Source organism: Actinomycetes bacterium, assembly GCA_036000965.1.
GTDB lineage: Bacteria > Actinomycetota > CALGFH01 > CALGFH01 > CALGFH01 > DASYUT01.
Genome location: DASYUT010000099.1, coordinates 1 through 12,268, shown reverse-complemented (window position 1 = coordinate 12,268; position 12,268 = coordinate 1). Strand labels below are relative to the sequence as shown.

10 protein-coding genes and 1 pseudogene are annotated in these 12,268 nt (G+C 72.2%); 2 read left to right on the top strand and 9 right to left on the bottom strand.

Going from position 1 to position 12,268, the window contains the following annotated elements; all coding sequences use genetic code 11:
• The first annotated feature begins 804 nt into the window (after positions 1-804).
• A complete protein-coding gene (locus tag VG276_07600) occupies positions 805-1,326 on the top strand; it encodes a hypothetical protein (GenBank protein HEV8649257.1) in 522 nt (173 codons plus the stop codon).
• A gap of 703 nt (positions 1,327-2,029) precedes the next feature.
• Here the strand turns inward: VG276_07600 and VG276_07595 are convergent.
• Complete coding sequence (locus VG276_07595; protein HEV8649256.1) at positions 2,030-2,920, bottom strand: LLM class flavin-dependent oxidoreductase; 891 nt, start codon at positions 2,918-2,920, stop codon at positions 2,030-2,032.
• A gap of 644 nt (positions 2,921-3,564) precedes the next feature.
• Complete coding sequence (locus VG276_07590; GenBank protein ID HEV8649255.1) at positions 3,565-4,644, bottom strand: hypothetical protein; 1,080 nt, start codon at positions 4,642-4,644, stop codon at positions 3,565-3,567.
• 942 nt (positions 4,645-5,586) lie between these two features.
• On the opposite strand from VG276_07590, the gene VG276_07585 reads away from it, so the two are divergent.
• Complete coding sequence (locus VG276_07585; protein HEV8649254.1) at positions 5,587-6,213, top strand: DUF3592 domain-containing protein; 627 nt, start codon at positions 5,587-5,589, stop codon at positions 6,211-6,213.
• 541 nt (positions 6,214-6,754) lie between these two features.
• Here VG276_07585 and VG276_07580 read toward each other — a convergent pair.
• The 7 genes and pseudogenes from VG276_07580 to VG276_07550 form a co-directional block, all read right to left on the bottom strand.
• Positions 6,755-7,117 (bottom strand): DUF4240 domain-containing protein, encoded by a 363-nt coding sequence (locus VG276_07580; protein HEV8649253.1) that lies wholly within the window; start codon positions 7,115-7,117, stop codon positions 6,755-6,757.
• Between the two features lie 246 nt (positions 7,118-7,363).
• Positions 7,364-8,389: an IS110 family transposase gene (locus VG276_07575; GenBank protein HEV8649252.1), complete on the bottom strand. Its 1,026-nt coding sequence runs from the start codon at positions 8,387-8,389 to the stop codon at positions 7,364-7,366.
• Between the two features lie 215 nt (positions 8,390-8,604).
• Positions 8,605-9,047: pseudogene (gene ssb, locus VG276_07570) on the bottom strand (single-stranded DNA-binding protein).
• Entirely contained in the window at positions 9,047-9,772 is a 726-nt protein-coding gene (locus VG276_07565; protein ID HEV8649251.1) for a hypothetical protein, read from the bottom strand. Before VG276_07565 ends, ssb begins: the two are co-directional and overlap by 1 nt.
• A gap of 116 nt (positions 9,773-9,888) precedes the next feature.
• Positions 9,889-10,866: a bifunctional DNA primase/polymerase gene (locus tag VG276_07560; protein HEV8649250.1), complete on the bottom strand. Its 978-nt coding sequence runs from the start codon at positions 10,864-10,866 to the stop codon at positions 9,889-9,891.
• A 315-nt stretch (positions 10,867-11,181) separates the two neighbouring features.
• Positions 11,182-11,403 (bottom strand): hypothetical protein, encoded by a 222-nt coding sequence (locus VG276_07555; GenBank protein HEV8649249.1) that lies wholly within the window; start codon positions 11,401-11,403, stop codon positions 11,182-11,184.
• Entirely contained in the window at positions 11,400-11,990 is a 591-nt protein-coding gene (locus tag VG276_07550) for a DUF2637 domain-containing protein (GenBank protein HEV8649248.1), read from the bottom strand. The genes VG276_07555 and VG276_07550 overlap by 4 nt, the downstream gene beginning before the upstream one ends.
• Positions 11,991-12,268: the final 278 nt, after the last annotated feature.

Below are 12,268 nucleotides of genomic sequence, written 5' to 3'. Positions count from 1 at the left end.
GGACCCTGCGGGCGCCGTGCGGACACCGGGTCGGACACTGCGGCGCGCGCTTGGCCAAGCCTGGCGGACAACAGGACCGCGCGGGCGGCTGCTGGCTGTCCGCGCAGGCAAGCGGACCATCGGCACGGTCGCAGCGTCGCTGCCAGGCTGCGACGATGCGACCGTGCGGGCGTCCACGACCAGACCGTGCCGACGGTGCGGTGTCCACGGCAGCCACCGGGGCTGGCTGCCCGGACACTGCGGGCATGGACGGCCGGACACTGCGCCCGCCCCGGTGGTCGAGGTCCTGGCCGATGAGCTGGGGCCGAGCCGCCGGTGGGCGACGACGACTAGGGCGACGAGGAGCGTCAGCCAGTAACGGCCACGAGACCAGCATCGGTCTGCCTGGTGGAGCGGGACGCCGGGAGTTCCCCTGGACCGGGACCGACTTGCCTGCGTCCCGCTCCGTCCTGTCCGTGCTGGTGAGGGTGGCTGTGAGAAGTTCCTCTTCCCCCTCAAGGCCGGCCCTGCGGGCGGCCGCCTGCGGCGGCCGTCCTCGGTCGGCTGCGGGACTAGGGGAGACGCCGGCCTCGGGCACGACGCCCGAGGAGACAGCGGAGCACGAGGGGGGCCAGCGGGTGATCGGCCTCTTGTGCCCGCATGGTGTAATTGACGTTACCGACGCATAGTGCGCCGCAGCACCGCCCGAGCCTGCGGGGAGTGTCGTAGCGCACCGGTCGTGATACGAGCAGTCAGGAAAGCCGATTCGCAGCAAACACTCCGGGGCGAGCCCACGCGCCACCGCCGTTCCAAGGGGATCGTGTTATGGACAACCCGTTCAAGGCGATCGCCGCTGTGGCCGGCTTGCTCACGGCGATCATCGTGCTCATCGGTACCCTCACCGATCAGGGATGGCTTCCGTCGGCCGTCAAGGACCCGGTACAAAATGCCCTCCCAGGCCAACAGCCGGGTGAGTCCAGCGGTGGCGGTGGTGACGGCGGCGCTGGGGGGACCTCACCGCCGCCATCACCGACCCGCCCGTCGCCGACCCCTCCAACGGTAGAGCCCCCTGATCCCGACACCTGCATCCAGGGATACGTCTGGCGCGAGGCCATTCAGAATGATCATGTGTGCGTCACGCCCGGGGTGCGTGACCAAACTGCCGAGGATAATCGGCTCGCCGACAGCCGCCGCAGCCCGACGGGCGGGGCCTATGGTCCCGACACCTGTCTTCCGGGCTATGTGTGGCGCGTGGTGGTCCCCACTGACCTCGTCTGTGTGACACCGGAGACGCGTGACCAAGTCCAGCAGGATAATCAGCTCGCCGACAGCCGCCGTGTTGGTTGAAGGCTTGCCGATTGCCCCTGCCAACGCGGCAGGTTGTCACCAGGGACTGGCCTCGCCCATCACCTAAGCCGGTGACCATCGGCAGCAGGTGGGAGCCACATTCGTCCTTGCCGGCCGTGCCACCAGCGCGCCAGTTGCAGCGGCCCGCAGCGGTGCATCACGGACAATGGTGGCGGCCGGAGCGCCACGGAGCTGGACATCCCCTCCATGCACCCAAGCTCGTCAGCCTCCTGGGGACTGCTTGTACAGCAGGCGGCCGTTGTCGCGAGGGCAGAGGACTGCTTTGCGGTACCCCGCCAGCGGTCGCGGTCCCTGGGCGCCGAGGGACCGGAAACGCCAGACGGCGTCGGCGCCCGGACGGACCGCCTGGCCTGTGGTACTCACGGCTTGCTCACAAGCCCTCGCGTGACTGCCTGCAACGGGCCAGGACGGCCACCGGTAGGGAGCGGCCTATGCCCTGGCCAGCTCACAGCGCTTGGATCGGAAGCGCACGCAGCGGAACGGTCCTCGAACGACTCATAACCCAGCGGCAAAGACGGCTCTCCCACAAGGCAGCACCCCCGGCCAGAGCCGAGGGCGCTGGCAGTATGCAGCGTTCCTCAGAAGGGTTCCTCTGTGTGTCAAGCAGAGGAGAAGCTGCTGTGAGGTCTGCTCCGCCAAGTCAAGGCCGGCACTGCTCGTGTCTTTCGATGACCGGTCGGGATCAGCCGCCCCGCAGCTGGAGCGCCTCGCCCAGGCGGTCGAGCGACCGCGTGGTCTTCGGTTCGAGCCCGACGATGAGGTCGTCGAAGCCGAGCTGCTCGTGGGCGTCGATCGCCCGGGCGAGCTCGTCGACGGGGCCGCTGAACGCCACGCCCAGGTCATCGCCCGGGTCGGTGGTGTCGGGATCGCGGACCTCCATGCCGACCGTCCGCCGGAGCGTGGTCGGGTCACGGCCCTCGGCCTCAAGGGCCGCCTCCAGGTCGGCCAGCCGACGGTGGAGCCGGTCGTCGGGCAGCCCGAACCAGGCCGTGTTCCAGGCGTGCGCGTAGCGCGCAGTCAGCCGGAGCATGCGCCGGCCCGTCGCCGCCACGAGTATCGGGATCGGCCGCTCGGGTGGCGGGCGCAACACCGCGTCGCGGACCTGATGGTAGGTGCCGGCCATCGTCACGCGCTCCCCTCGCAACAGCGGGCCGATGATGCGGATGGCCTCCTCGAACCGGCCGACGCGGTGGTCGGTCGGGTAGCCGAACGCCTCGTACTCCGGGTCGTACCAGCCCGCCCCCAGACCGAGGATGAGGCGGCCGCCGCTGACCATGTCGGCGGTCGTGGCCATCTTCGCCAGCAGCGCCGGGCGCCGGAACGAGATGCACATGACGAGCTGGCCCAGCTCGACGCGGCTGGTCGACGCGGCGAGCGCGGCCATGATCGTCCACCCCTCGTGGATGGCTGCGATGCTGTCGTCGGGCGGGCCGGACAGGAGGTGGTCGCAGACCCACACCGAGTCCAGGCCGATCGCCTCGGCGTGCTCGCCGAAGGCGCGCACCTGTGGCCAGGTGGGCATCCGGCCGTGCCCGTCGGACAACGCCATGGGCAGGACAACGCCGATCCGCATGCCACCCAGTCTAAGCTCAGGGAGCTTGATCGCTGCCCGAGCTGCCGGCCGCCTTCGGCGCTTGCCACGGGAGGTCGGCCACCGGAACCAACCGCACCCAGGACGCGAGCAGGCGTGGTTGCAGCCAGCAACAACCCGGTTCGTCCTCGCCGGGCGTGCCACTCGCCTGCCACAGCGGCGGCGCTGCCCGGCCGGCGCCGGACGCCACGGACATGCCGGCCGCACCCCTGAGTGACGCAAGGCTCGAGGCGGTGTCACGGTGAGGCTGTGTGAGCAGCCCGCCGGCGTCCCGCTCCGTGGTGTCCTTGCTGTCGAGCTGACGTTGGCTGTGAGGATCTTCCCTTCCACCTTTCAAGCCGGCCCCTGGCAGACCCTGCGGGCGACAGGGCCCCTACCCCGCCATCCTCGGGCCGCCGGGCCGGAGCCCCTGGGCAGACTTCCAGCCTCGGCATTCCCGCCCGAGACCGGGCGATTCACCTCACCGACCACCGTCATCCTGGGTCGCGGCCTCAAGAGCGAATGGCTTCCCGGCGGGCACAGGCTGAGCGCGATGGACGACTTGGCCCATTGGGCCCATGGGCCTGACGCTCGACGGGCACGTGAGACCGCGGGGAGGGGTCGACCCCTCCCCGCAGTCGGATCCTTCAGGCGTGCGTCCCCCAGTCGGCCTTGTTCTGGAAGAAGCCGCCGTCCACGACCACCGCATGGCCCGAGCCGTCGGGATTGATGGCGACAAGCTCGGTCGCGCCCACCTGCAGCCACTGCGTGTACAGGAGCTTCGTGCCGTCCGGTGACCAGACCGGGTTGTTGGCGAGCTCGAAGCGGAAGTTGGCGAAGTCCTGACCGACGTTGCTGACCGGCGGGTTGTCGGTCAGCTTGGTCTTGCCGCTCCCGTCGGCGTTCATGACGTAGACGTCGCCCTTGCAGCCGATCCGGGCGCTGTCGCAGGAGTCGAAGGCGATCCTTGTTCCATCGGGCGACCAGTCGGGGGCGGAGGTCTGCGCGCCCCAGGGCGTCAGCCGCGTGAGCCTGGTTCCATCCGGGTGGACCTTGAAGATCGCCTGCGTGCATCCTTGCGGGAAGAACTGGAGATGGCCGTGGCCGAACTCCTTGCAGCTCTTGAAGCGGGTGAACACGATCCACTGGCCGTCGGGCGAGAACTGCGGCTCGGAGTCGAAGTCCACACCCGCCGGTAGCGTCGTCACCCGCTGGGCCTGCGCCTGGGTGACGCCGTCCGGGTCGGATGCCGGGATGACCCAGATGCCCTCCTGGGCGGGGTAGGCACCCCAGTCCGCCTCGATGGCGATCTGGGCGCCGGTCGGCGACCAGCCGGGATCGCCGTGGAATCCAGGACCGACGGTCAGCTGCTGCAACTCGAAGGTCTCGCCGTTCCAGGCCATGACGTAGATCTGCACGACGTCGTCGCGCCCGTCCTGGTCGATCCGGTCGCTGTCGAAGGCGAGCTGCGACCCGTCCGGCGACCAGTCGGAGAAGACCGACGATCTGCCGTCGTTCGAGAACGTGAGCCGCTGCTCATCGGTCCCGTCCGGCTTGGCGCTGAAGATCTCAAGGCCGCCAAGGTCCGGACCGTCCTTGTCCGGGAGAAACCGGTGGAAGGTGATCCGCCCGTTCGTCCCGCTGAAGGTCGCGCTCGCGGGCACCGGTACCACGGCGGCGAGGACCGCGGCGAGGACCGCGGCGAGGAATCCCACACGACGCGACATGCGCCGCCTCCTTCCGAACAACTTCCGATCACACTATTCGTCCGCACCAGGCTGTTCGGTCATAGTCCACCCGAACGCTAGGGAGCAAGCGATCCGCAGATGTACCGAGTTCAACGGGGCGAAGGTCCGCCGCCGTGCGTGGGAGGGCCGTGCCCTGACGTGCTGCACGAGGCGACCGTTCGCCCACTCGCGGCTGGACAGTGGACACCGCGGCTGGACCTGAGCGGTGGAGGTCTGAGCGGTCGGCGCTCAGGTGGCTGAACGCTCGCCGCTCCCATCCCGATCGGTGAGGCTCATGGACGGTCCGGGGCACCACCGGCAGTCCTCAGCTGGACGGTGGACACCACGGGACCGTCCAGCGTGGACACCGCCAGGCCCGACCGCGGACGCCACGACCAGACATCGGACACCCGGGCCGGACAGGCATGGACGCCCGTGGACGGGTAGATAGCATGGCGCCCCGGCCGAGCGGCCAGGGCGCCACAGGGTCTGCGGGGATGCCTAGAAGGGTTCCTCTGTGTGTCAAGGTGGAGGCAGCTGCCGTGAGGATCTGCTCTCCAGGTCAAGGCCGGCACCGAGGGCGGCCGCCTGCGGTGGCCGTCCTCGGCCAGCAGCACCGCCCGCGCCGGGCGGTCCGGGACCCCTCCGCCTCCGCCAAGGTGACCCCGCGCAGGCCATCGTGTCGAAGTGGAGACACCCTGGGGCCATCGTGCACCTCGGCCGCGAGGCCGGCCGCGCCTTGCCATGCCAGACGATCTTGGACGCAGCGGATCGTGCGGGCCTGCGCGAGTGCAGGCCCGCTTGGCGGAGCGGCGTCGGTACCAGACGGTCAGGCCATCGACGAAAAGGTGGTGGCGCGGGCGTCGCGGTGAGATCCTCCCAAGGCAAGCAGGCGCCAGGACCGTCGCGCCGCGTCGGCAGGCGGCTCGGGAAGAGGTCACGATGAAGCGGCGGCCGTGGCAGGTCGGCCTGGGCGTGAGGCAGATCGGCGGGCTGCAGCTCGTCCTGCTCGGGCTGCTGCTGGCTGGTGGGGGCCTGGTGGGCCTTGGCGTGAAGGTGCTGGTGGACAACCAGCGCTTCGTGGCAAAGGCGGCGGGCGCAAGGGGCGTGGTGGTCGACGTCCGCGAGGAGGTCCGGAGCGAGCGGAGGGGGTCAGGCGACAACGAGCGCTACGTGGATGTGACCTACTCCTACCCGGTCGTGCGCTTCCTCACCGCCCGCGAGCAGGTCGTGCAGTTCCAGGGCGACGACGGCTCGCTGCGGGTCGGCGACTCGGTCAGGGTCCTCTACGACCCGGCAAACCCGCGCGATGTGCGGCTGGACAGCTGGCCCAGCCGCTGGGGCGCGGGCACCGTCCCCATCGCCGCTGGGCTCGTCCTCATCCTCATCGCGATCGGCGCGGTGCTGTATCGGCTGGCCCGTACCCGGGGGCGAGCAGCTTACCGTGGGACAGGTCAGCACCGGCAGCCGCCACCGGCCCGACTGCCAGGTGGCCGGCGAGGTCGCCAAGCAGACCAGCACGGGAACCAGGGCCCTGGGGCTGGCGCTGGGCCGACGCCTGCGCGCTGACGATCCGGGCCTCAATCCGTCAAGGCTCCCCGCCCAGGTGCTGCCGCGGGGCTGCGGCCCTTGCCGACAGGTGGTCGCCCTGGACGGGCCTGGTCCTTCTGGTGGGCTGGGAGCCGTCGCCGCCCGCGCCCGAGCTATGTTTGGTCCTCGCCGGCCGTGCCACCCGCGTGCCACATCGGAAGGGCAAGCCCGGGTGCCAAGCGGGCAGCCGCGGTCACCTTCGTCACACCGGTGACCTGGCCATCGCTCGCGCTGGCAGCGTGCACGCAGCACCCGGACACGCCTGATACGGATGAGGTCAAGCCGCTTGGAGCGGTCTTGCCGTGCCCGGCCGATGGTTGCGGTCCCTGGCGCCGAGGGACCGGGAACGCCGGACGGCGTCGGCGCCCGGACGGGACCGCGTGGCCTGTGGTGCTCACGGGCTTGCTCACAAGCCCTCGCGTGACTGCCTGCAACGGGCCGGGACGGCTCCCGCTGGGAGGGGCCCATGCCCTGGTCAGCCCGAGCGCTCGGATCGGAAGCTCAGCGACTCCCAGTCCGGCTACTCGTCGTTTGACCAGGCATCCATCGGCCGGCCAGCCAGCCGGAGCACTTCGGGAAGGCTGGCGAGGTTGTCGGGGTCCGCCACCGCCAGCTCGAAGGCTTGGCGTCCCAGTCCGATCAGCCACACCTGGAAGTACCAGAACCCGTCGCCCGAGCACAGACTGTCGCAGATCAGGTAGGCCGCGCCCCACATGGGCCAGGTGTCAGCGCGCCGCCGGACCCGGTCGAGCCAGACCTGGAAGTCGACGAGCTCCGCCGCCGGCTGCTGGGCAAGCCGCTCGAGCCATCGCAGCCGCGCCTGTGGGTCGCTGGTCTCCTGCCGCGACCGCTCGATCAGCTCCCAGAACCCATCAACGTCCATGACACCAGTGTCGCCAGTGTCGCCGACGGGTGTGTCAGCCTCCCCTGGAAGGATCATCGCTCCCGATCGAGCACGTGCCAACGACCACGGCGTCCCGGGTCGGATTGTGGTCATCGGTCTTGCCGGTGCCGACCTCCACGCTGCGACCACCAGCCCCTGAGACCACGCGGCTAGAAGACTTCAATCCCAACCACGCGGGGCGTGAGCGTCAACGAGTCCTGGGACGAAACCCACCAGGCGAACCCGCTACAGCGACGGCTGATCGGCGAGCAAGCACCGGTAGACGGCGTCCGACAACCGGCGTTTCAAACAGCGCAGCGCCTCCTTGGCGGACTTGCCCTCGGCGCGCTTGCGCCGGTAGTAGGCCTGCCCGGCGGTGGGATGGCGGATCTGCACAATCGCCATCAGGTACAGGGCGTGGCTGAGCTTGCGATCCCCGGCCCGTGACAGCCGATGGCGGACCACCTGCCCGCTGGAGGCCGCCAACGGCGCGGTCCCGGTGTGGGCGGCGAAGTGGTGCTTGCTGGGGAACCGACCGATGTCGCCGACCTCGCCGAGCAGCTTGGCGGCCAGCACCGGGCCGACCCCAAACAGCTCCACCAGGCTGGTCTTGGAGTGCTTGACCGCGGTCTGGATGCACTCCTCCACCGTTGCGATGCGCCGGTCCAGGTCGCGGACGTCGGCGATCAGGTCGCTGGCGAGCTGCCAGCGGGTGACGGCCGGCGCGCCGGTCGGGCACACCTGGTCCAGCAGCACGGCGGCGCCATCGGCGGTGAGGGTGCGGGCGGCACCGGCCGGTGCCAAGTCGGCGAGCAGCCGGTGCAGCCGGTTGCTGGTCTGGGTCCGCATCCGGACCAGGTCCTCGCGCCGGTTGGTCAACAGGTGCAACACCACCGCCTGGTCCTCGACGCCGACCTGCCGCAGGGATGCGGCGCTGCGGGCGGCGACCGCGACCGAGACCGCGGCGTCATCAGGGTCGGTCTTGCGCCCGTGGCCGGTGGACAGGACCCGCACGCGGGTGGCCAGCTTGGCCGGCACGTCCACCACCGGCTCGGCGTCGGCGACCAGCCACTGGGCGAGGGCGCGACCGACCCCGCCAGCGCCCTCCACCGCCCAACCTCGCTGGTCCCACCGTTCGGCCCACCCTCGCAGGGCCTGGTAGCCCTCGAGCGTGGCGGGGAAGCGCTGCCGGTCCAGCAGCCGGCCATGCTCGTCGAGCGCGGCGAGGGTGTGGCTGTGCTTGTGCGGGTCGACCCCGATGATCACCGGCATGCAGGCACCTTTCTCCAGGGCGGCCACGAAACACCAGGAGGGCAGGCCAACTTCGAGCCCTGGCAGACCTCTGTTGCGCCACTCCCGGTCGGGTGCCGGCAGGACCGCACAACCGTTCTGGAGCCAGCCCGGCATGAGCGGCAGCGGAGGTTGTGGAGCGACCCGCCGGCACCCTGGAACCCTGCGGCTGCAGACCCAGGGCTCCTACCCGCCATTCAATAAGTTGGCGGGGGGTCGCTGAAGTCGCCGCCACGCTCGGCGGCCCACTCCCGGCCGGTGGCGCGGTCGCTGGTGCCGCGGCTGTGGGTGCGTTCGACCTTGGCGGTGGCGAACTTGAGGCTGACGCCGACCTCGTCGGCCTCGATCTCGGTGACCGAGCGCCGCTCCCCCTCCGGGGTCTCCCAGGAGCGGGTCCGCAGCCGCCCGGTGACCATGACCCGGTCGCCCTTGCCGAGGGAGTCGGCCAGGTGCTCGGCCTGGTCTCGCCAGCAGTTGACCTTGAAAACGACGTCTCCCCGTCGCGCCACTGGCCGTCTTGCTGGATCCGCTGGGTGACCGCCACGCGGCAGTTGGCGACGGCGGTTCCGGAGTTGGTGAACCGCAGCTCGGAGTCGTCGACCAGGTTGCCGACGATGGTGGTGTGGTTGTCGCTGGCCATCAGGCCCTCCTCGAGTACGGACTGTGGGATGGTCGGGTGGTGGTGGGCTGGTCGGGCGACTGCGGGCTCACCTCCTTCCCGTCGCGGCGGCGTGGGTCATCGCTCCGGCCCGCCGCGTTCGGGCCCGCGCCGCGCCCGGGCGGCGTGGCGGGCGGTGCGGGCGGCGTCGGCGGCGCGGTAGTCCTGCCCGGCCACCCGGATGACCGGGGTGGGTCGTTCTCCCGGGACGCGGCCACCGCGACCCTGGTGCCGAGGGCCAGGCCGGCCTCGCGGTCGCGCACGGCCTGGCGGCCGGCGGGGTCGAGGGTGTCGGCGGGCACGCCGAAGTCGGGGTTGAGCCGGTCGAACGCCGCCTCGGCGTTGGCGCGGGCGTGGGCGGCGCGCTCGGCGGCCAGCTGCTGGGCGCGGGTGGCGCGGTAGCGCAGGCCCGCCAGGCGGGACAGCGGCAGGGTAGGGGGGCTCTCGTTGTGCTCGTCGAGCCAGACCTGGTAGCTGCGGGCGCTGATGTCTTCGAACATGCGGACCAGCTCGCGGTGGGTCTGGGGGCCGTCGGGGCGGGTGCGGGGCAGCTGGTCGGGGCGGACCCCGGGCCGGTAGGGGTTGGGCCAGGCATAGGCCATCCAGGGGTTGAGGCGGCCGTAGCCGTCCTCGGCGGCGCGGACGGCGGGATCGGTCGTGGAGTCGTGGCCGCTGGCGGCGTGGGCTAGGGTTGGGCTGCTGCCCATGCGGGGCTCCTTCCCGGGTGGGTGGCGGGGCGGGCGCGGGATCTGCGTGGCTGCGGTGTCGCGCCCGCCCCGTGCTTGGGGTCAGCCGGCCTGCGGGCCGGCAAGGGCCATGGGCGTCACCTCCCCTCCCGGGTCCGCTCGGCCGCCTCCCGTGTGGCGGGCGCCGGCGGAGCATGTTGGTTGGTGGGCTCGGGGCGGGTGGGGTCAGGGAGGCGGCGGGGGTGGGCCAGGCCGACAACGCGGGCCGAGGCCAGGGTGCGGCGGGTCTGGCGGGGCTCGTCGGCCAGCAGCCCGCACCGCTCGGCCGCGTCCAGCAGGCGCTGGTGGACTTCGTGCTCGTCGAGGGCGCCGGCGGCGACCAGGTTGAACAGGTTGCGCCCGGACTCCCACAGCTGCTCGTTGCGGCCGGGCTGGCGCGCGGCGGCGACCCGGGCCAGCTCGGTGGCGAGCGCTGCCCTGGCGTAGGGACGGCCCGGCCCATCCGGCACCCGGAGGCGGGCGGGCGGGCCGGCCGGGCGCTCGACCTCGCGACGTGCCGCCAGCTCGCGGAGCGGGTCGGGGACCTCGGGCAGCGGCGCGTCCAGGCCGCGGGCCCACCGGTAGCACTCGCCGTAGGCGTGGCGGCTGGGTGGGGCGACCACGTAGCCGCCCAGGCCCTGATAGTCCACGCGGTCCAGTACGCCGCGGCGCCGGCCCAGCCCCGAGGGGGCGAGGTAGTAGTGCCAGCCGGCCGCGGCCCGGCCGGTCCTGACAACCGGCCCGCCGGCGGGCAGCTGGACCCGGTCTGGGTGGCGTACTCGCAGGCGTAGTCGGCGCCGCGGCGTCTGGTGAGCGCGCTGCGGACCTCGGCCAGGTAGGGCGGGTCGCAGTAGACGACCGCGTCGGCGCCGGGCTTGGCGTACTTGGCCAGCACCTCGACGCGGGCCGCTGCTCGAGGTGGACGCGGCGCAGCCGCTGGGCGCAGGCGTCGAGGCGGTCGGCCAGGGCGGCGAACTTGTGGGCGTGGTCGGAGCCGTTGGTGTTGTAGGCCGCGACCCACCCGGATGGGCGGCCCCGGCCGGCCAAGTGGCTGATGGACTGGTTGACGCGCACAAACCAGCGGCGGGCGCGCTCCACGTCGTCCAGGCCGGGATCGTCGTAGTGGGCGGCGAACTGCTGGTACTCGGCGCGGGCGTAGGGGGTCAGGTGCAGCGCGCGGGCGAGTTCGGCGGGCCGCTCGCGCAGGACGGTGAAGAAGTCGACCACCTGGCCGTCGAGGTCGTTGAGGATCTCGGTCGGCGACGCCGGCTTGGCGAACAGCACCGCGGCGCTGCCCGCAAACGGTTCGATGTAGGTGCGGCAGGGTGGCAGGAGGCTGGCGATCCAGGGCGCCAGGTGGGTCTTGGCGCCGTAGTAGTTGGTCGGCGGCCTCACGGCAGCTCCCCCCTCCTGGGGCACCGGGCCGCACGGGTCGCACCGGTCGCGCTGCTGGGGGTGGTGGGGTCGAGCCGGACCTCGAGGTAGACGCGCACCAGCACGCTGGCGCCGCGGTCGGGGGAGGGGCCGCTGAGCGCGACCACGTCGAGCACCTCGACCAGCCGGCGGGTGGCGTCGGCGACCTCGGCGGGGGTGCCCCACAGGCGCAGCTTCACCGTGGCCCCCCCTCCCTATGCTGGGCGCGGTGGGCGGCCAGGAACGCCGCGGCGGTGGACCGGCCGCAGCCGGCCGCCTGGGCGAGTGTCCGGGCTGTCCACGCGGCCCCGTCCGGGCGGCCCTGGTTGTGGACGGCCTCCCTGGACGGGTCCGGGGTGGCGAGCCGGACGACCTCGCGGGCGTCACCCTTCAAGCCCTCCAGCATCGCCAGGACCGCCAGGGGGATGGCGGCGGCGATGCCGCGGGCGACCAGGCCGGGCTGGGCGTGGGCGACGTTGCCAGCGATCGACACCGCCGTCCCGGCAATCACCAGCAGCCAGCCGTAGCCGGCGCCGCGGGTGCCGCGGCGCGACCGCGACACGATCCGGGCCATCCCGTAGATGGCCGGGCCGTCGGCCACCACCGGGACCGCCAGCGCCTGCCAGGCCGAGTAGCCCGCCTGGCGGCCCAGGGCGTACAGCGGGTGGCCGAGACCGCGTAGGAGCAGCCGGCGATCACCACCCCGACGGCCACGCCCAGGTGCAGGGTGAGCCGGTCCAGCCCGGACACCCGCCCAGCTGGGCCCGTGGACGGTGGTGGACACCATCCGGACGGCGCGGGCGGGACACCGGTCCGGCCGGCCGGATGGCGTCCGGGCGGGACGGTCTGGCTGCGGTGGACGGCAGGCGCGTCCACGGAAGGGCCGGACGGCTCAGCGCGCACGGTCGGCCTCCCTCGCCGGGCTGGAGCTGGACCGCCAGCCACCACCACCGGCGGTCGGGTTGGACCCGGCCCGCCGCGCCGGCCTGCTCGACCAGCTCCACCGCCCGGACCGACGGCTGGTCGTGCTGCTGGCCGGCGTCCACGCCCTGCGCCCACATCAGA